The organism is Hirschia baltica ATCC 49814 (genome assembly GCF_000023785.1).
In the GTDB taxonomy this organism is placed as follows: domain Bacteria; phylum Pseudomonadota; class Alphaproteobacteria; order Caulobacterales; family Hyphomonadaceae; genus Hirschia; species Hirschia baltica.
Map to the genome: position 1 here is coordinate 1865795 of NC_012982.1, position 21360 is coordinate 1887154.

Here is a 21360-nt window from a genome sequence, read left to right on the forward strand (position 1 = left end):
TGCTGTAGTGCAACAAAAATAAACAAAATTCGGGAAATCGCGGGATGGCAGATACTAACACTTTTCAACTCTCATCCGAGTTTGGCAGAACAAATGAGTCTGAATGGCTCGCACTATTGGATAAGGCCTTAAAAGGCAGAAGCGTCGATACTTTAGGGACTAGCACCTATGACGATTTAACGATCAAAGCGCTTTATAGAGATACGGACTGGCAATCCTCAACTGATAAGACTGGGCTTCCAGGGCAATACCCCTTTATCAGAGGCAGCAAACCATCCTCAGACCCATTTTTGCCTTGGGACATTCGTCAGATTATTTCCTATCCTTCTCCTGCTGATGCCAATCAATCCATTTTAGCCGACCTTGAACATGGCGTTAGCTCTATTGAACTTCGCATAGACGAAGAAGGAGAGCGTGGTGTATGTATCAGAACGCTATCTGACTTTGAAAAAACACTTCAAGGAGTGAAACTCGATTGGGCACCGATTGGACTAGAAGTCACTGGTGCTTCTATAGAATCCGGTAAAGCTGCCGCTGCTATGCTTGCCGCATTTGCCCATGCAAATTCTGACGATACCAATTCATTAAAACTCGCATTCAACTATGACCCAATTGGTTGCCTGACGCGTTCAGGTCACTTGAACGGCGATTTAGCGCAATTAACAATGGAATTAACTGATTGCGTTCAGTCTTTGGCAGAAGATTTTAAATGCTCCACTTTTCTAAGAGTAGACGGGCGTCCTGTGCATGAAGCAGGCGGTTCAGAAGCGCAGGAATTAGCGTCGTTAATTGCTAGCGGGACTCAATATGTAAGATTACTTGTGGAATCGGGTGTTGATGCGGTGACCGCCATTTCAAGCATCAACTTCACTGTAGCTGTTGGCTCAGACTATCTAATAGAAATCGCAAAAATCCGTGCCGCGCGTAGAATGTGGGCAAAAATCGCACAAGAATTTGGTGTGGCCGAAAACGAATTCTCGATGAGCTTACAAGCTGTCTCCTCACGCAGAATGTTGACCGCCCGAGACCCTTGGGTCAACATTTTAAGAAATACTGCAGCCTGTTTCGCAGCTGGTGTTGGCGGCGCTGACATTGTCACAATTAGAACATTTACGGATGCTTTGGGACTTCCTTCACCTCAGGCGCGGCGCATCGCTAGAAATACCCAAATCATAGCACAAGAAGAATCATTTTTGGGCAAAGTCATGGATCCGTCTGGTGGAGCATGGAGCATTGCATCAATTTCCGATGAGCTTTCTCTGAAAGCGTGGGGAATTTTCCAGTCGATTGAAAAATCAGGTGGTTATCTCTCATCTATATTAGATGGAAAATTCCAACCGCAAGTCAACAAAATCAGATCAAACAGACTTATCGATGTCGCTCATCGAAAAGTTCAGATAACTGGCGTTTCAGACTACCCTCAACTACAAGAAACTGCCGCCACCTATATTACGCCAGATGTAGAAACAACAATATCCCAAGCAGCCCAACCGACTGGCAAAACTCCTAAATCCTATTCAATGGCTGATCTTATACCCGAAAGTGAAAATAACCTCACGATTAAAGATCTGACGTATTCGAACGAAAATGTTTTAGAAACAAATCCTTTCTGGCCTATGCGTCTTGCCAAACCTTTTGAAAACTTGAGAGATTACGCTGAGAAATTTGAGGCTAAAAACAACATCAAACCCAAAGTGTTTCTCGCCGCTCTTGGCCCGTTATCCGAACACACAGCCCGCACATCATTTGCGACAAACTTTTTTGCTGCTGGCGGCTTGGTCGCCGAATATCATTCAGGTACAGCCGAAGAATTAGCAGAGGCATTTCAAAAATCTGGGTGTATCCTTGCATGCTTATGTGGAAGCGATGAACGCTATTTACAAGAAGCGGCTGATACAGCGAGAGAACTCGGAGCAGCAGGCGTCGCTCGATTATATCTCGCAGGTAAACCACCCATGGAAAGCAAAGATTCATGGCAAGAAGCCGGCATAGATGAATTCATTCACATCGGTGTTGATGTCATTGCCAGCTTAGAGCTTGCCCACTCTGAATTGGGCTTAGCTCTTTAATCTAAATATTCTCAGATACAGGCCGAATTTATTTGATGAAGGACAAACCTCAAACAATTTCAGGCCGCTCCTTTGGAGATGAACAATGACTATTTCTACACCAGACTTTACGAAGATAGACTTGGATCAGCCAGAATCTGGGCAGGTCACCGATAAAACGATTGAAAACTGGAAACGATCAGCTGGTGACGGGGCTGACGCAATTTGGGAAACACCTGAAAACGTAAAGGTAAAATCACTTTACACCGCAAAAGACACCCAACACCTAGACTTTCTTGATGATTGGCCTGGAATCGCACCTTTTGGCCGCGGCCCCTACCCGACCATGTATCCGCAACGTCCTTGGACCATTCGTCAATATGCAGGGTTTTCTACTGCTGAAGAATCAAATGCTTTCTATCGCCGAAATTTAGCGGCAGGGCAAAAAGGTCTTTCTGTTGCTTTCGACCTCGCCACACACCGCGGATATGATAGTGATCATCCGCGTGTATCGGGCGATGTAGGTATGGCCGGTGTTGCTATTGATTCAATCCTCGACATGAGAACATTGTTTGATGGCATACCCTTAGACAAAATGTCTGTATCCATGACGATGAATGGAGCGGTGCTGCCTATTCTCGCGCTCTTTATTGTCGCTGCCGAAGAACAAGGTGTGCCGCCTGAGAAGCTTTCGGGAACAATCCAAAATGATATTCTAAAAGAATTCATGGTGCGTAATACTTATATTTATCCACCAAGCCCTTCAATGCGCATCATCTCAGACATTTTTGCATACACATCTCAGAAAATGCCAAAATACAATTCGATATCTATCTCAGGATATCACATGCAAGAAGCCGGAGCGAGCGCTGACCTTGAATTGGCATATACGCTTGCTGATGGAGTTGAATACATCAAAGCTGGTATTGAAGCCGGTCTAGATGTTGATGCCTTCGCACCTCGCTTGTCCTTCTTCTGGGCGATAGGTATGAATTATTATATGGAAGTTGCAAAAATGCGGGCGGGTCGACTCCTATGGTCCAAGCTCATCAACAAATTTTCACCTAAAAACCCCAAATCTTTATCACTACGCGCGCACTCACAAACCTCTGGATGGTCACTGACTGCACAAGATGTGAACAATAATGTTATACGAACCTGCCTAGAAGCTATGGCTGCAGTCAACGGACAGACACAATCCTTACACACAAATGCACTAGATGAAGCACTGGCTCTACCCACTGATTTTTCTGCCCGCATAGCTAGAAACACCCAAATTTTCCTTCAACAAGAAGCAGGCACCTGCCAAACCATCGATATGTGGGGTGGGTCATATTATGTTGAACGCCTAACGCACGACCTCGCTGAAAAGGCTTGGCAACATATTGAAGAAGTTGAAGAAATGGGTGGAATGGCTAAAGCCATCGAAAAGGGTCTTCCCAAAATTCGAATAGAAGAATCCGCTGCAAGAACACAAGCACGCATAGATTCTGGTGTGCAATCTGTTATCGGAGTCAATAAATATCAGCTTGAAGAATCCGAAGACGTCCCTGTTTTAAAAGTCGATAATGCTAGTGTTTACAAGCTACAATTAGAAAAATTAACAAAACTAAAAGCCAATCGCGACAACACAAAAGTTGAAGAAACCCTTTCCTCAATTTCAGCCTCTATGAATTCTGGTAAAGGTAATTTGTTAGAGCTAGCAGTGAATGCTGCCCGTGCTAATGCCACAGTTGGCGAAATCTCATTAGCGATTGAAAACGTCGTTGGCAGACACAAAGCAGTTATCAATTCTATTCAGGGGGTATATGCTGCTGGCATGAAAGCAAAATCTGATCGTGTAAACTTAGCACTTGAAAGCGCTAATAAATTTGAAGAAAACGAAGGACGGCGTCCTCGAATACTCATCGCCAAAATGGGTCAAGACGGTCATGATCGCGGTCAAAAAGTTGTTGCTTCAGGCATGGCGGACCTAGGCTGGGATGTTGATATTGGTCCCCTATTTCAAACTCCCGAAGAAGTCGCCAGACAAGCCGTGGAAAACGATGTGCATGTTGTCGCTGCATCTTCATTAGCTGCGGGACATTTATCTCTCGTACCAGCACTAAAAAAAGCACTTACTGATGAAGGGCGTGAAGATATCATGATCGTCGTTGGCGGAGTCGTGCCTCCACAAGATTATAAAGAGCTGTATTCTGCTGGTGCTGCAGCAATTTTCGCTCCAGGAACAATAATTGCTGAATCATGTATTGAACTTATTGCCAAGCTAGGGTCACAATTGGAGCATAACTCCTAAATACGAACTTCTAGAATCGGAGACCCAATGCCTAAAGCAGATATGGAACTGGACCGTTGGCTGAAAGGCCTCACCCAGATCATAGGTGAAGTCCTTTGGAGGGATTGGGATCCAATGGATATCAATGAAGACCCAACATCAATTGATGTTTATGATCCTCTTGTTCCGGGTATTCTTAGATTGTTATTAAATGATGCAGAACCATCGGAAGTCGCGGATCATTTGTGGAAACTTGAAGAAGAAGATTTAAAACTATCTGTTTCTCAAGCTGATACCGTTGATGCTGCCAATATGTTAGTGAACGAGACGCATATCTATATGGATGAACACCCTCAACCTAACACCTACAAATAGACGTATCGGGGCATTTTTACCGTCCTGAGAATGGAGAAATTTATGCCCCGTATAATCACGACCTGTATATTTGCCTGTGTTCTCGTTGCTTGTGCTTCTCCCTCTACGGTGTACGCACCCATGAGTAAAAATGGCATCGGGTACCAAGATCAAAAAATTGAATCAAATCGGTTTAGCGTCGTTTTTACAGGCGCAAATGACGCTCCCTCACTAGCGGTAGAGAAGTTAGCGCTGAGAAGAGCAGCGGAAATTACTCTTGAGAATAATCATGATTGGTTTCGGCTGGTTTCCAAATCAACTTATCAAGTTGGTGGCAGAGAAAATAATGGCACACAAATTGGTGTGTCAGCTGGTGGCGGCTCCAGGGGCTTTAGCGGTGTAGGTGTTGGAATAGGTTTTGATCTCACGCCACCAAGCAAGTCATTTGAAAGCCGTTTGGAGATCATTACAGGAAACGAATTGTCTCCGACAGATTCTGAAGACCTAGTCTATGATGCCAGATCCATTCTTGAAAATTCAGTACAAGACATCGACGAATCAGGTCGTTAACTTTGAAAAGCTTAAACATATCACCAGAAGACCTTTATTCTCGAGCTGGTTTAGCACGAGCGATAACATGGGTTGAATCAAAAAGAGAAGATCATCAACAACAAGCACGCAACCTGCTAGCTGACGTTATGATTCGCACGGGTAAGGCACGTCGAATTGGTATTACAGGAGTGCCGGGGGTTGGAAAATCTACTTTCATTGATAATTTTGGATCCCACCTTACCAGCCTTGGACATAAAGTTGCAGTTCTGGCCGTAGACCCAACCTCAAGACGATCAGGAGGTTCCATTCTCGGTGATAAGACTAGAATGGATAAATTGTCAGTTGATCCGTCAGCCTTTATTCGCCCTTCGCCAGCGGGCGAAACTCTAGGAGGTGTCGCTCGCAAAACCCGAGAAACTCTATTGTTATGTGAAGCTGCTGGATATGACATAATCCTAGTAGAAACAGTGGGGGTTGGACAATCTGAAACGGTTGTAGCAGATATGGTCGATGTTTTTCTCGTCCTAATGTTGCCCAATGCAGGAGATGAACTTCAGGGTATAAAAAAAGGTGTATTAGAAGTCGCTGATATTATTGCAGTCAATAAATCTGATATTGATGAAAAAGCAGCGTTAAGAGCAGCCCGACACTATAAAAATGCTTTGCACATAATGACACCAGCAGATCCTTCTTGGTTACCGCCCGTGGCGACCATTTCGGGAGAAACCGGATCAGGACTGAAAGCGCTCTGGAAGACAATAGAAAACCATAAAATTGTAACTGAACGCTCTGGATCGCATGACAAAAAGCGATCTGAGCAACAATTAAGATGGATGAATTCTCTTATCAATGATGGTTTAATGCACGCATTCAAACAACATCCTGTCGTTAATGCAGAAATGTCATCGATAATACAGAAAGTCGCTGATGGAGAAATGCCTGCCAGTCTCGCATCCGACACTCTGTTGAAAACGTTTTTACAGTAAGCTGATCTTCTAACTATGGTCATTGCGCTTTGGCAGGCACTCAAACAAATCTATATATGTTTACCAGCTCTATATTTTCGCTGCCCATCAGTAGCCTCACCTCGCGCAAGCATTTTACACTGCTCGATCCAATTTTCTCGATCAATCCGGCCTTTAAAGGTCAAATAATTGTCGACCCATTCCACCTCACGGCGCGTCCACGCAGCAATTTGGTAAAAATGATAAATACCTAAATCATGTAGAATGCGCTCAATTTTAGGTCCGACACCTGCGATTTCACGCAAATCGTCAACTTCACCCAATAAAGGTTTCGTCAAATAAGCTGGTCTTCCGGTAGTTTGATCGCCTTCGACGAAGTATTCAGAAGACTTAAAACTCGTTTGAAAAGCTTCCGCAGTTAGCTGTGGAGCATCATTTTTACCTGTGCCTGTTCGTGATTTCGCTTTTCGCGAATTGCTTGATTCATTTTTGTAGGAAGCCGAAAATTCAGAGAAGTTTTTGTTTTGCTTCTCGGCATCAGACTCTTTTTGCGTAGATGAATCCTGCGAAAGCCTTTCAGACCGGTTCTGTTTGAGCTCAGATAATGCTTCAAGATTATCCAATTCATCTCCAGGCTTTTTATCGGTTTGCACGGATTTTACAAAGGATTGCGGCTCACTTGATGTATTGTCTTCTAGATATCCAATTCGCCCCATAAGATAGCTATTGCGCCATTTTAATCGCGCAGTATCGCTCTCATCTCCATACACATCTTCTACTTGTTTACTAGATGCATTGGATCGGACGGTTTCTAGTTCTGCATTCGAGTGAGACAGGTTCTCTTCAAGATACTTTACCCGACCGCCAAGAAAACGATTTCTCCATTCTAAGCGTTTTAGCTCCGCTTCTATTTCTTTCAAATATGCTTCTTCAAACTCGTTGGCTGGAGCGTCAGAAACCTGTATCTCGTCTGATTGAACAGGATTATCAACCTGCCTTTCTAACAATGCTTTGAGATACCTCTCTCTCCACCGAAGTTTTGCTAACTCTGTTAGGTCTTTAACATCAGACTTTACAACCGTCTTTTCAACGATTGTCTCAATCCTCTCCACTTTCGTATCGGAAACATCTTTTGATGGCTGAGAGTTTTTACTGCTATTTTCCAAGCGCGTTTCTAGATAGCTTGATCGCCAGCGCAACCGATCCATTCCCAAATCTGTAACCAATTCCCGAACTTTAGGCTGTTTCAATTTCTCTTCTGCTAGTTTTTCTTGAGCATAGCTAATTCTTTCCTCAAGATACATTTCACGCCATTTTGCACGATGCTTTAAAGCAAACCCTTCGGTTTCCTTTATCGGTATAGCAGCAGATGGCTTCTCGCTGCTCTCGCTCACTTGAGCAGCGCTGAGTATTTCGAGTTTTTCTTCTAAATACTGATTTCTCCAATCAACCCGCTCTTTTTTTGTACGTTCTTTTTCAAGAATGGGGTCAAAATGCTGCAGTGACTCATGAATTTTAGATTTCTCAAACGCAAGAGCTGCGTCAGCAGCTTCTTCCTCTAGAAAACGGATCCGTCCTTCTAGATATCGAGTTCTCCACCTTAATCGCTCAATATCTTCATCATTATGAATCTCAAGATTATTACTCACGACCTCAGACTCACCGTCCAATGATTCAATAAACGGTGAGATCGGATCAATGTTCTCCATATCGTTCGTAAGCATCGAACTGGAGTTGTCATCTTGTACAGCGTTTTTGTCTTCTTCTAAATACTGAACACGGCCTTCCAAATAACGGTTCCGCCATATTAAAGACTGGACTTCAACGAGTGATAATTCTTCACTATGCTTGGCGACCTTCTCATGTTCTTGAACGCTCAATCCAGATTTATATTCAGCGATTGCTTCACTCTCCTCAGAAGAACTTACACCATTAAGCAATGTATGGTTTGCAGATAAGTCTTTGTTGGCAAAAATTTCGCTACGCTTTAACCCCTCTGCGGAGGCAATAGATGTAGGCGCATCAGATACCGAATTTACATTAGACGTCAGACTTTCTTCCGCTAAAACATCGAGAGGAAGATCTTCAACATCCATCAACAAATCAGACACAGACGGGACAGGTTTTGCGTTGGCGTCTTCTAAATCTAGAACACTATTGGAAGCAGTGATTTCTAAGTCTGACACTTTACTTTCAAGAAAACGTACACGGCTTTCAAGATATCGATTACGCCATTTTATTTCGCCATCTTTATCTGCAATATCCTGACTTCCTGAAAAAGCAGTCATACCTGTATAATTATGGCTAAAACTCTGTTTACCGGTTGCACCAACAAGCGAAAGCCTCGCTTTCAAACCAGCAACTTCTTCCTTCTCAGCTGAAAGCTGAGTCAGTAAATCAGTATATCGCTCATCAGCGACCGACACATATGACTTTGCATTTGGCGGTATATGCCCAATGCCACCCGATACTTTCAGTTCTTCTGGCTCAACATAATTATTCGCATAAGCCTTCTCTAAGCTTTTGCGCAATCCTTCGGTTTCATGAGCACATTTACGACAATGCAGTGCCCAACCAATAAGTCCACCTGCAAGCGCACCTAGGAATATCCAACCCAATATTTGTGTAACTAGCCAGATCATTAAGGGTTTTCCTCACTTGTTACGATAAACTCGATACGGCGATTTCTAGCACGCCCCTCCGGAGTTTCATTATTTGCGGCGGGTTTATCTGATCCATAACCGATCGCAGATAAGCGATAATCTGGATAACCACGACCAATAAGGTAATCCGCAACTGCTTGGGCGCGTTTGTCACTCAATCTAACATTCGCTTCACGACCACCTACATTATCAGTATGGCCTTCAACACGGATAGCAACATTGTTACAACGCCTAGCTACAGCAATGAGTTTGTCCAAAGTGTCACCACTCTCTCTTGAGATGGTAGCTTGTCCGGTTTCAAAGTAAATTCTATTTGCATCCATAATTAATGCAAATGCGTCCTGACAAACATCCGACAAATTATTTCCGTTCTGACGCAATTCCAAACCATTTAATTCATCTAATTCGCCAAGGTCAGCTTCAGCAACATCAACATCATATTGAACGCCTAATGCCTCCCCGATATTCCCCAAATCATCAGTTAAAAAGGAATAGACGCTATCGGATGAGTTGCCTTTTACAAAAATAGTGCCGTTCGAATAGGAAAGTATTCCGCTATTAAAGCGCGTAAACTGGGGGAGTGCTTTCAATATTGTTCGTACCCAACCATATTCTCCGCCAATTCCCATTTCATCTATTATTGGACCATCGAAATTTTCGCTAACCGCAGAAACAATCGCACGTTTAGATTCTAAGTCGGGAGCCAACCCTGATAAACGGATTTGATTGGCTGTCTTTTCTGCAAACCATAGGTAAGGGCCGGTTACACTGGATGTAGCGCTAAATGGAGAGGACAGATTTGATACAATAGATGATATTTGATCAACTTTATCATTGCTGGACGCTGCACCGCTAATATCCATGTGAGAATCTGAAAGAACAACTTTACCCGGCTCCAGACCATCTAATTGAGCCAAGCCTAGTTTGACCATATCAATCCATTTTCTTTCATCATCGACACCAACACCCACACTTAATGTGTTTGATATGTTTTGCCATGATCGCTGCGAAGCACTATCAATAATTTCCTCAATGGCTTCTGTTGATGGCGCATGACCACTTAGCGTAAGTGCATTGTCTTCCACGGAAGCAGCCAAAACAAATGGTCTTATAAGTTCACCAATCGTCGCATTATCGACAATGCGTGTCACTCCGCCCAAAATTAATCCACCTTGACCGGTGCTCGATCTAACAACATTCAGAGCAGATGATTTTTCTTCCACAGACGGAGCAATTCCTGAAATGGACAGAACCTGTCCGCTCGCTGTAATCGTGGCCCATTCAATTCCATTGGTTTCTAAATTTAACTCTGCTGCTCTAAGTAATTTTTCTTTAAGTTTTTTGGGAGACTTATCACCAAAATTTAGGGCACCCAAAACAGCGAAGGTGAGAAGCGCTAAACCTACCCAGAGAAGAGGTTTACACCAGTCGCGTTTTTTCATGTCAGACCCTCCTCTTTTAGGATTGAAAATATAAAAATATGGCACTATCGGCAAATTTGTGTTCAACACACTTCTAAATTTACACGACCAAACTAGATGTTATCTTCTAACTCACCGAATTTTAGAAGGTTTTTCATCCTGAAGGAGAGTTAAATCGATGGCGCACGCGCCTTACGAGCATATTACAAGTACGTCTAACCCAACAATCAAGCTATTGAGAGGGTTAGATAGGAAAAAAGTCCGCAACGACACCGGTTTATTTCTTGCTGAAGGTGCCCGACTGATCGTAGATGCACTCAAATTTGGTTGGAAACCAAAATACGTGCTTGTCGGTTCGGAAACGATTGATCGCCCAGACATCCAGCACGTTATTTCCCAATGTGCTGAAATTGGTGCTCGAACATTAACAACAAGCTCGAGAATTTTGTCTGCTGTTTCGCGCAAAGACAACCCTCAAACAATTATTGCAGCATTTGAGCAACAAACGACGACGCTCGAAGCACTAGAAACATCAGGAAAAAAACGTTTTATCGCGCTGTATGAGGCGCGCGACCCAGGAAATTTGGGTACGATCCTCCGTACAGCAGATGCTGCTGGTATCGACGGTGTTATACTTGTGGAGCAATGTTGCGACCCTTTTTCCGTTGAATGTGTTAGAGCAACGATGGGTGCTTTGTTTAGTAACAATATTGTTCTTGCGAGCTTCACTGAATTTGATAATTGGCGCCGAAAAGCGAACATAAAAATGGCAGCAGCATCAGTGAACGGTACAATGCGCCATGACCAAGCTGAATATTCTAGCAAGTCCGTTATTCTGATGGGAAATGAACAATCGGGCATTCCTGAAGCAGCCGAGAACGCTTGCGATATTCTCATCAAAATACCTATGGCAGGAGCAGCGGATAGTTTGAACCTCGCGCAAGCGACTGCAATTATGACCTATGAAGTGTGGAAAGGATCTGGATATGACGGAGCCAACCAATAATAAAAAAGCCCCTAATGGTAAATTCAAACTTCTTAGCGCTTCTGACTGGAAAGATTATAAACTTCTAGATTGTGGTCATGGCAGAAAACTCGAGAAATTTGGAAACTACACCTTTGATCGCCCTGATTCACAAGCGCTTTGGCCTCCGCAAAGACCTATAGACGAATGGGAAGCTGATGGCATTTTTCGCGGTGGAGATCATGAGGACAAGGGTGCATGGTCTTTCAAGGGAAAGCAACCACCTGAAAGTTGGCCAATGAATTGGAAAGGTCTTCAAATACAAGCACGTTGCGCTGCATTTAGACATATGGGGCTATTTCCAGAGCATTCTGTTCACTGGAATTGGGCCGTCGAAAAAATCCGCAATGCAAACCGTCCTACTCGTGTACTTAACTTGTTTGGATATACGGGTGTAGCATCACTGGCATGCGCTCAAGCCGGCGCTGAAGTCGTTCATCTTGACGCATCTCCAAAATCTATCGGCTACGGAAAAGAAAACCAAGAATTATCCGATCTAAATAACAAAACAATCCGGTGGATATGTGATGATGCTCTTAAATTTCTGAAACGCGAAGAACGTCGAGGCCGCACATATGACGGCATCATTCTAGACCCACCTAAATATGGACGTGGCCCTAAAAAGGAAGTTTGGCAACTAGATGAAGGCTTGGATGAATTGCTTGGCCTTATCCGATCGGTTTTAGCACCCGACCCGCTCTTCGTTATTCTTACAATTTATGCGGTGAGGCTTTCCTACATTGCCGTAGGTCAAGCTTTAGCATCACAATTGTCTGGTTTAGGAGGTGGACTTGAATGGGGAGAAATGTCGCTTCCAGAAGAAGGCAGGGGCTTTGACCTACCAACAGCTGTATATGCGCGTTGGTCTTCTGATCTTTAGAGTAAACCTTATCTTAAAAGATAAGGTCTGCTAACTGGCTGACACGCTTTATTTGCTGCTGCGTCTCCTTCAGGTGGATCGGCTATCCATTTTCCTTCAGGACTACGACAGGCTTGCATAGTCTCCGTTCCCATATCGGTTTCATATGCAAGCTCTCGACATGTCACAGTCGCTGGTATTGGGTCTCGCATTGTTGGACCAGTTACACGATGATAGAAATCTACTGGATCACTATCAATAGCCGGCCTCAAATCTGCAGGTTCCATATACCCATAAGATCGTCCATCAGCTCCCACCATATACCAATCGTCTGAATACATACCTCTAACGCGGCCCATTAACTGAAGTCTCACACCTGCTGGTACTGTATCAATACGAACATTGCTTGAAGAAGTCGGAGATGGGCGTAGAGCAGCTGATTTTGTCGTGATAAATTCACCCTGCTCTACTCGGAAACTTTCTGGTGTTTTACCCACTTCATCGGCTCTGGGAACTGAAACAAGCCTAAAGGATGATTTTGTTTTTCCCGGCCGCATAATAACTTTTTGGCCGGTGGAAGGTGCCTTCCAGTCAAGTTTGCGACCATCTGTTTCATCATCAAGAACTTGCTGAACTTTCTTTTCCAGCGCTTCACGGTCTTCAAGCGCGATTAAAGGCCCCATCCCCATCATCATAGTACTTATGACATAAGAACCTGCAGTTAGCCCGTGAATAGGTGCAATACCTCCAGCACCACCACGCCCCATCAACCGGCCATTTGGATCAGCCTGACAATAAAGGTCTACAGCGCGTGTCTCTAAAGATTGTATGGTATTCGTGTTCGTAACAAATTGCTGATTTGATGCCTGATCTACCGTTGCACAAGCTCCTAAACTAAGCACAGCAACGGACATATAATAATAGCGATAGGTCATTTACAAAGTTTTCCAGCAATCGTTTCGTGTTAAATTCCTTGTCATTCCAATTAACAGAATAGGAACTAAAACAACAAGCAATTTCAGAGCACTCAACTGCAACTAACGGGCCATACACCTCGCTGCAAATGGAATCTCTACCTGAAACAAGGCATTTCTAATTTACAAATAAAGCTTCTGGAAGAAATCCGACAACAGCTCCCGACATACAAGTTGCAAGCGTTCCAGCCAGTAATGTCTTCCATGCCAAACTTAGAAAAGTATCCCTGCGATCAGGTTCTACTATGGCAAGACCACCAATCAGAATGCCAATAGAACCAAAATTTGCAAATCCGCATATTGCATGAGCCGTAATGATTCTAGATCGTTCACTCAACTCAGCATCAGGTGTCTCACCTAGGTTTGCAAAAGCAATAAATTCAGTGAGGACAGTTTTGATGCCCATAAGAGAACCTGATTTTTGAGCTTCTTCCCACGGCACGCCGATCAACCACATTAGTGGTGAAAACACCCAACCTAAGACACGTTGAATCGAAAGCGCTTCGCCATTGGGCTGAATAGGTAATAAGCCTAAAAGGCTGTTTCCCAAATGCAATATAGCGAGTGCTGCTATCAACATCGTGGTGATGTTCATCACAATGGAAAGCCCATCTGTGGCTCCTCGCGAAAACGCGTCCATTGTTGATTGATACTTAAAATCCGGTTCATGAGCTCTATCGGTAGAAGATGTTTCTTCAGGAACAATCACAAGTGCAATGGCAACTGCTGCTGGTGCTGCCATAAAAGAAGCTGTCAATAATTGCGACAAAGGATTTGCAATTACACCTTCTAAAAAGCTGACATAAATGACAAGAACTGAACCTGCTATGGTAGCAAATCCTGTCGTCATGAGAATAAATATCTCAGACCTACTCATACCTTTCAAATAAGGCTTCACGAGTACAGGCGCTTCCGTCATTCCCATAAAAATATTAGCGGACACGGCAAGGCTCGTTGCACCACCCAACCCCATTGTCTTTGCAAAAACATACGCAAAAGCACGTGTAATTGCTCTCAATATTCCCCAATGCCAAAGCATAGCTGACAAGGATGCAACGACAATTAATAGGGGAAGTATCTGAAAGACAAAAATCGGTGCAACAAATCCTGTGTCAGATACAGGAAAAGACGTGTTGTCACCTAGATATCCATATACGAAAGATGTTCCGGCTTTGGTCGCATCTTGCAATAGTTGAATGACAATATTGGGCTCACCACTATCTCCAAACGCACTGCTTTTTCCAAATAACTTTGGGAGGCCAAAAAGTAATAGGGCAAATATAAATTGAAGCCCTATTGCACCTATCACCGTCTTTAATGGGAAGGCGCTACGCTTTTCCGATACAAGCCATGCAATCGCGACAATTACAATCATCCCTATAAGGGCCCTTGCATTATCCCATCCCCAATCAACCATAGCCATCAATCCAAACACCCCATCATTTCAAATACCTATATATTTCAATTGAGACCATTCAAGACTTAAGTGAACAAGCTGCAAATTTAGACCGCATCAACTTACCAGCAAAAAGCAAGATTTATTTCCAGTTATCTATACAGAACAACCGGTATTAGGCATTTACGGATAACCTCAGTTGTCGTTGATCCGATTATTAAACTACGAATATGAGAATGACCGTAAGCACCCATGATAAGCATATCAAAATCTTGATCTGCACATACTTGCGAAATGACGGTTGCTGGTTGCCCTATCTTCATTTCAACCGAAACAGCAAAACCTGCATTTTCCAGTTTTTGCTTGGCCGCTTCTAATTTATCAGCCAATGCTGATTTTTCAGTATTTGTCACAGATATTAGGTGACAAGATAATCCAGCATACATCGCGTTTGTAGATACTGCATCTATTGCTTTTTCTGAGGAAATTCCTCCGTCATAAGCGATTAAAAGCTTTTGGGGTTCTTGGTATTTTCGAGACGCAACCATCACAGGTTTTTGTGCTGCGCGTACGACACGCTCTAGATTAGACCCCAAATGCATCTTAGCAAAATCAGCGGCTTCACCTCGTTTTCCGATAATGATTAGATCCGCATCTTTTTCGAACGTAGTTACCGTTTCAATCAAGTCGCCATTGCGCAATTTTGATTCAACATTGTCCACCCCGAATGCAGCGACTCGCGTATCAGCATCTTCAAGAATAGCACGTCCCTTTTTTTGAGCAATTTTGGCGCGCTGCGCGTCAAGCTCCGCTAATTCTTCCATAATAGATGTCCGTGCACCTAATCCAATATTACCGGAAAGGTTTGACGTCGAACTAGAATGATTACGATCGTCAAGTACATGTAGAAGATCAAGTTTGCCTTCAGAACGAAGGGTGGCCCATGCCGCGTAATCACACACACTTTGCGAGTATGCAGAACCGTCTATCAATGCGACTAACTTCATATGTTCCAGCCCTTCAACAACTATCGTAACATAAGGGCTTTAGACTTTGCCCTCTTCAATATTAGTGATCTAGCAGACGATCCATCGCACCCGGCTTGTCATGAATGGCAAGATTATCAACGATGGTTTCACTTGCCTTATTCAATCCCTTCAGTTCGACTTCTGCACCTTCTCGTCTAAATTTCAAGACAACAGCATCCACAGCAGCAACGCTTGAAATATCCCAAATGTGCGCGCCGCTGACATCTATTACGACTTTTTCTAGTGCCTCTTTAAAGTCAAACGACGCATTAAAGTCTTCGACAGAAGCAAAGAATAATTGCCCTTCAATCCGGTATAATCGCGTACGGCCATCTTCACTCAACTCTGATGATACGCGGAAGATTTGAGCGATTTTCCAAGCAAAGAACACGCCCGATAGCAACACCCCAACAAGTACACCGATGGCGAGGTTGTGAGTAGAAATCACAGTCAGCACTGTCGCCAGCATAACAATGCTCGAGCTCCTGGGGTGCGTCTTCAAGCTTTTAACAGACGACCATGAGAAAGTACCAATGGACACCATGATCATGATGGCTACCAATGCGGGCATTGGAATTTTACTTACCATATCCCCCAAAACGACACATAAAATTAGGAGAAAAACACCGGCGATAAATGTAGAAAGCCGACCACGTCCACCTGATTTTACATTGATCATTGACTGACCAATCATGGCGCATCCTGCCATCCCACCAATAAAACCAGTGCAGAAATTGGCTATCCCTTGACCAATACATTCTTGTTTTCGATCGCTTGTCGTATCGGTCAATTCATCAACAATATTCTGGGTCATCAAAGATTCTAACAACCCAACGGCAGCCACAGCGGCAGAATATGGGAATATGATCTGTAAAGTTTCCAGCGTAAATGGCACGTTGGGAATCAGAAAATTCGGCAAACTTGAGGGCAGCTCACCAAGGTCTCCAACCGTTCGTACATCCCAACCCAGCCATAAAGACAAAACCGTCAGCACAACAATGCATACTAGAGGTGATGGAATAGCCTTTGTTAATAACGGAAATAAATAGATGATTCCCAATCCAGCAGCGACCATTCCATATGTGATGTAAGGGATCTGACCACCAAATGTAGATGGATTTAGTTCAGGAACTTGCGCTAAAAAGATCAAAATGGCGAGTGCATTCACAAAACCAGTCATCACTGATTTAGATACAAAACGCATGAGATATCCAAGTTTGAGATACCCTGCTATCACTTGTAATATACCTGCAAGAATTGTTGCAGCTAACAAGTAATCTAGCCCAAATTCTTTGACCAGATTGATCATTAAAACCGCTGTTGCAGCAGTTGCTGCGGAAATCATGCCGGGGCGCCCACCAAAGAACGCCGTTAACACTGCAATTGAAAATGATGCATATAGTCCGATTTTAGGGTCCACGCCTGCAATCAAAGAAAATGCAATAGCTTCTGGTATCAAAGCCAGCGCCACAACGAGTCCAGACAGCAAATCTCCACGGATATTGCCAAACCATTCTGATCTCATTCGATACATAAACTCTTGATTCACAGATATTCTCCATACGGGAAAGGGCGCGAAGACACTTTGTATCATGATTATGATTTCGCGCTTGAAACCGCTGTCTGGCAGAGATTTACACGAATCTCTACCCCCTCTTTAAAAATTGAGTGAAACTTGGCAAATTCAGCACAAACTGAACTCAAACTAATCAGAACAACTCTATAATGCTTTTTTTACTCTGCATCAGGTGTTGGAATCGTGCTTGGGTTTTCCATTATTCGTCTTAGAAAGCCCGGTGTAACGGCTGAAAGCGGGTTTATGGAAACGCGCGCGCGCTCCAAAGCACCCCGAACAGAATAAGTTACAGCAAATACACCTTCTCCCTGTCTTGAAACAAAGAGATCACCGATAATTGGAATACCACCCAAAGCCGAGTTTACGCCAAATGACGGCACCACAACTCCATCTAGGTTCAGTTCCCCACTATCCAAATTTAACCATCCTCTCGTCGTCAGCCCCATTGCGGGCCCAGACGCCTTAACACCAGGAAGTTCAATTTGACCGTTGTTTATCCGGATAGGTGCTTCTACTTCAGTGAAAAATACACCGTCTCCATTGAGAACATCTGTAAGCCCTCTCAAACTTGCCAATGCAAATACTTGTGCGAGAATTGGAGCTCCCTTTAAACGAATATCCTTCATAAACATTTCGGCAGTCCCAAATTCTTTTCCAAAGACACCATTCATGTTCAGCGTTCCTCCAATGAGGTAATCTGTCTTGAACAGTGTTTTCAAAATATATCCGGCATCATCTGATCGAAGTTGAAATGCTATATCTCCACCATCACGCTCAAACGTTGCTTCAACACCTTTCCCCCGAGAAATAGTTCCAGAAACCAACCCCCGCTCCAACGTCTCTGGATTCATATCCAAAACGATTTTGGAATTTAGTAACTCTATGTTTTCCCTCAACTTTAATTTATCGACCGAGACATTGGCTAGAATGTTGACACCAGGACCTGGGCCTTCTTTGCCAAACTCAGATAAACCATCTATCCATCTGCTGGCATCAAGAAACGGACCTGACACATTGATCTGCACATCACCATTAGTTGCACGGTTGAGATCCCCACGCATATCAAGTCGATTCTCAGAATAAATACGTTCGATATTAGCCCGTTGTAATCCATTTTCATCGTCAAACGTCAGTTCACCAGCAAGTTCCAGTCCTTTAGCTTCAATGTCTCCTGTCAGGACTGCTTCTCCACTTGGCCCTTTACCATACCTAATTTCACCAGAAGCAGGTACATATAGAGGTTTCAGCCAGCCAATTTCTGCTAAATTAATTGCGGCCCCAGTTAAATCCACATGCATATCGATACTGTTGAAGTCTCGACCTTTCCCATATGCTTCCAACTCCAAATCAGCTTCGCCCTGCATAATAGAGCGTGCCGCTAACCCTAATGAATTGAAAAGATCGGGGGTTATGACTGCGTTCGCAACCAAGCTGGTGTCAGCATCATCATTGAATAATTGTTTCCAAGTAAATTCAGCGGGAGCAGATCCGAAACGGCCAGCACCTTTGATTTCCAGAGACTCGTTTACCAACTTCACAGTCAAATCAGTGTTAACTAAACCAAAACCGGAAACCAAATCTGGTATTTCCGTTTCTACAAACCCACCTGACGCGTCAAACACTATATCTTGAATGGTCGTTTTCTCACTCATTGGCCGTTTTATATTGACTTCGAGACCACCCTCTCCCCTCATTTGATCACAGGCTAAATCGTAACGAGAACATACATTTAACCTAGATCCTTCAAGTATCTCCATCAAAGCCTTCAGATTTCCTCGACCTGTTGCAGAATATTCAGAAATCGCGCCAGCAGGATGGAACGCTGGTAGATCAACGCTCCCTTCATCAATAAGCCAATCTCCAAATTTCCCACTTTCAAGGTTGATTTTCATGCTATTTCCACGGAGCCTTCCCACACCTGAAGCTTCCGTTATGGGAGGTAAATCTTCCAAAAATTTCACTTCCGCATCTTCTACTCGAAAATCAAGCGTCAGCGCCTTGTCGGGTACAATCGGCTTAGAGTTTGTACCGGGAGGAAAATCCATGAAGAAATTAAGCTTGGTCGCACGACCGTCCTTAATATTTCTTTTTGCCCAATCACGCGCTCCTGAACCAAGTTTAACAGGCCAATATGAGATTATTTGTTGCGGCGATGCTTTTCCTTCACCCGTCGCCTTGACCTCAACACCTATTCGTTGACCAAACGACTTTTTGGTATCGCCCTCTTCTACAAGAAGCTCAGGTTCGAGATAAACGCGTCCAGATCCAGCACCTGAAAACCCAGGTACTGAGCCACTCATTCGGTCAATTACAACCGATAGAATACTGGTATCTAGTACACCATCCACTTCAAATGCATTTATATCCCATGATTGAGAGAACATGGGCTGAAAGTCCACCCAGACATCTTCAGCGACTATTTTGAAAGGAAACTTGTGGACTTCGCTACCGCTGAACAGACTAGAAAAATCTGCAACTCCGGAAAAACCACCTTCAACTTTTTGGGTGTTTAAATTCAACTGAGTAAGATTTACTTCTCTGGCTTTAATATCAAAGAGTGCCTCGAAACTCATTGAATTTAAAGAATAGGGGGATTGCTTATACAACACCACTCCATTTTCGCCAGCCGCAGACACTTGTGCCGTAAGTAGCCCATCTTTTTCGTTTGCAGTCGCACCAATATTGAAATCCACTACCCCCTCATAAATGAGGTCATAGTTTTCTTCGGTCAGAAAAGCAGCAAGTTTTGCTGGGTCAGCACCGACAACACCAAGTTCAACGGAAAAATTCTCTATTGCAGCATCTGAGAAAAAACGAAGTTGTACAGCATTTGGAGCATCAATGCCTTGCAGATCACCCGATACATCCAACATCAGACCATCTTCATCCGCTGACCAAATACCTTCCGCACCAACGGTTTTCCAGTTAAGCCCTGTGATACTATCTGTAAGCCTCAGGTTAAAATTGGAAAATTCAACGCTCTGAAAAGATTGGGTTTCAACGTGGTCTCTGAATTGAGGAATCCATCTTCTCCAATCCCAAATAATAGTTGCATCTTTAGTTGGTTGATTGTTTTCAGTTTCGGGAAAAACCTCCATCTCAGGTGGAACTATTTTCCAGTTTCCGTAAACGTCCCGATGTAGAGCTGATGAACCGTTTTCGAGCCTGATTTTTACAATATTTATTTTGCCTTGAATTAAAGTTGCTGTGTCAAACCAAACAGCTCCCTTTTCAGCTTTTGCATGAACCTGATTATCAAAAGTATAAGTTGTAATACCTCCAATAGTCGCTTCAATCCGCTTTTTATCAGGCGACCATGCAAGTGCCAAAGTCTCAATATCTACCCGTTGACCACCACGCGCCTTCGTCAGTGCTGCTTCGACCTGAGGCCGAAACACATTCATATCCAATGGACCTTTGGTCAAACGCCATGCCAAAAGCCCTGCCGCGACGAGAGTAAGAATTACAAGTAACGCTAGAAATTCAAGAAAGAGCATTCTTAGAGAAAATTTCATTTTAAACGCCACATTCTTTATGTCCGTACTCTATACTCAAACCAGAACAACTGATCTTCTTAATCAAGGAAGACTCAACTTCAATCACTATACAGGTTATATTTCAATGAACGAAGAATTATCATCAGGTTTATCAGCTCCTGATTTTGAAATAAAAACAAGCATTGGGCATACTCTAAGCAAGGAAAGCTTTAAGGGATCAAATCTCGTGCTGTTTTTCTATCCCAAAGACAACACACCTGGATGCACAACAGAAGCATTAGAATTCTCACAAAAACTTGCTGAGTTTGAATCATTAAACACCAAAATTCTTGGAATTTCGAAGGATTCTCTGAAAAAACATGAAAACTTCATCACAAAACATAATCTAACTATTGAACTAGGATCAGATGAAGATGGCATTGTGTGCGAATCATATGGCGTATGGAAAGAAAAGAAAAATTATGGAAAAACCTATATGGGCATTGAAAGGTCCACATTTTTAATTGACACAAATGGTGATATTGTAAACATATGGCGGAAGGTAAGAGTGAAAGATCATGTCGAGACAGTCTTACAATCCGTTCGGACAATAATATTGTAAATATCCACTTTTGCCACTTTCCGGCCCCAAACTTGCTTCATGCTGGATAGTTAACGCGCAACAAAGAAAAATTTAGCTATTTAAGCTAATTTAACAGTCTAATTGTATTTTATCGTTGTTATTTGCA

Annotated in this window: 15 protein-coding genes; 8 read left to right on the forward strand and 7 right to left on the reverse strand. The window is 43.4% G+C overall.

The window, feature by feature from the left end; translation table 11 throughout:
- Positions 1-44: 44 nt before the first annotated feature.
- The 5 genes from HBAL_RS08750 to meaB all read left to right on the forward strand — a co-directional run bounded on the left by HBAL_RS08750 (position 45) and on the right by meaB (position 6215).
- On the forward strand, positions 45-2069 hold the full coding sequence (locus tag HBAL_RS08750; protein WP_015827584.1) for a methylmalonyl-CoA mutase family protein: 2025 nt from the start codon (positions 45-47) through the stop codon (positions 2067-2069).
- Between the two features lie 85 nt (positions 2070-2154).
- Positions 2155-4344, forward strand: a complete 2190-nt coding sequence (gene scpA, locus HBAL_RS08755) for a methylmalonyl-CoA mutase (protein WP_015827585.1) — start codon at positions 2155-2157, stop codon at positions 4342-4344.
- 27 nt (positions 4345-4371) lie between these two features.
- Entirely contained in the window at positions 4372-4698 is a 327-nt protein-coding gene (locus tag HBAL_RS08760) for a hypothetical protein (protein ID WP_015827586.1), read from the forward strand.
- A 42-nt stretch (positions 4699-4740) separates the two neighbouring features.
- On the forward strand, positions 4741-5247 hold the full coding sequence (locus HBAL_RS08765) for a CC0125/CC1285 family lipoprotein (protein ID WP_015827587.1): 507 nt from the start codon (positions 4741-4743) through the stop codon (positions 5245-5247).
- A 2-nt stretch (positions 5248-5249) separates the two neighbouring features.
- Positions 5250-6215: a methylmalonyl Co-A mutase-associated GTPase MeaB gene (gene meaB / locus HBAL_RS08770; protein WP_015827588.1), complete on the forward strand. Its 966-nt coding sequence runs from the start codon at positions 5250-5252 to the stop codon at positions 6213-6215.
- A gap of 50 nt (positions 6216-6265) precedes the next feature.
- On the opposite strand, the gene HBAL_RS16330 is transcribed toward meaB, so the two are convergent.
- The gene (locus HBAL_RS16330) at positions 6266-8836 is read right to left on the reverse strand and encodes a hypothetical protein (protein ID WP_015827589.1); all 2571 of its coding nucleotides are present in this window, start codon (positions 8834-8836) and stop codon (positions 6266-6268) included.
- A complete protein-coding gene (locus tag HBAL_RS08780) occupies positions 8836-10299 on the reverse strand; it encodes an OmpA family protein (protein WP_015827590.1) in 1464 nt (487 codons plus the stop codon). Before HBAL_RS08780 ends, HBAL_RS16330 begins: the two co-directional genes overlap by 1 nt.
- Before the next feature lie 157 nt (positions 10300-10456).
- Here HBAL_RS08780 and HBAL_RS08785 point away from each other — a divergent pair, with 157 nt between their 5' ends.
- Positions 10457-11284 carry a TrmH family RNA methyltransferase gene (locus tag HBAL_RS08785; RefSeq protein ID WP_015827591.1) on the forward strand — a complete coding sequence of 276 codons (828 nt, stop codon included), beginning with the start codon at positions 10457-10459 and terminating at the stop codon, positions 11282-11284.
- The gene (locus tag HBAL_RS08790; protein WP_015827592.1) at positions 11265-12182 is read left to right on the forward strand and encodes a class I SAM-dependent methyltransferase; all 918 of its coding nucleotides are present in this window, start codon (positions 11265-11267) and stop codon (positions 12180-12182) included. The genes HBAL_RS08785 and HBAL_RS08790 overlap by 20 nt, the downstream gene beginning before the upstream one ends.
- Positions 12183-12190: 8 nt before the next feature.
- On the opposite strand, the gene HBAL_RS08795 is transcribed toward HBAL_RS08790, so the two are convergent.
- The 5 genes from HBAL_RS08795 to HBAL_RS08815 form a co-directional block, all read right to left on the reverse strand.
- The gene (locus tag HBAL_RS08795; protein ID WP_015827593.1) at positions 12191-13096 is read right to left on the reverse strand and encodes a hypothetical protein; all 906 of its coding nucleotides are present in this window, start codon (positions 13094-13096) and stop codon (positions 12191-12193) included.
- A gap of 157 nt (positions 13097-13253) precedes the next feature.
- Positions 13254-14558 carry a NupC/NupG family nucleoside CNT transporter gene (locus HBAL_RS08800; protein ID WP_233356657.1) on the reverse strand — a complete coding sequence of 435 codons (1305 nt, stop codon included), beginning with the start codon at positions 14556-14558 and terminating at the stop codon, positions 13254-13256.
- Positions 14559-14683: 125 nt separating this feature from the next.
- The gene (locus HBAL_RS08805) at positions 14684-15538 is read right to left on the reverse strand and encodes a universal stress protein (protein WP_015827595.1); all 855 of its coding nucleotides are present in this window, start codon (positions 15536-15538) and stop codon (positions 14684-14686) included.
- 61 nt (positions 15539-15599) lie between these two features.
- A complete protein-coding gene (locus tag HBAL_RS08810) occupies positions 15600-17093 on the reverse strand; it encodes a SulP family inorganic anion transporter (protein WP_041301505.1) in 1494 nt (497 codons plus the stop codon).
- Between the two features lie 200 nt (positions 17094-17293).
- Complete coding sequence (locus HBAL_RS08815; RefSeq protein ID WP_233356658.1) at positions 17294-20650, reverse strand: DUF3971 domain-containing protein; 3357 nt, start codon at positions 20648-20650, stop codon at positions 17294-17296.
- A 106-nt stretch (positions 20651-20756) separates the two neighbouring features.
- Here HBAL_RS08815 and bcp point away from each other — a divergent pair, with 106 nt between their 5' ends.
- Positions 20757-21233 (forward strand): thioredoxin-dependent thiol peroxidase, encoded by a 477-nt coding sequence (bcp, locus tag HBAL_RS08820; RefSeq protein ID WP_015827598.1) that lies wholly within the window; start codon positions 20757-20759, stop codon positions 21231-21233.
- The last annotated feature ends 127 nt before the right edge of the window (positions 21234-21360 follow it).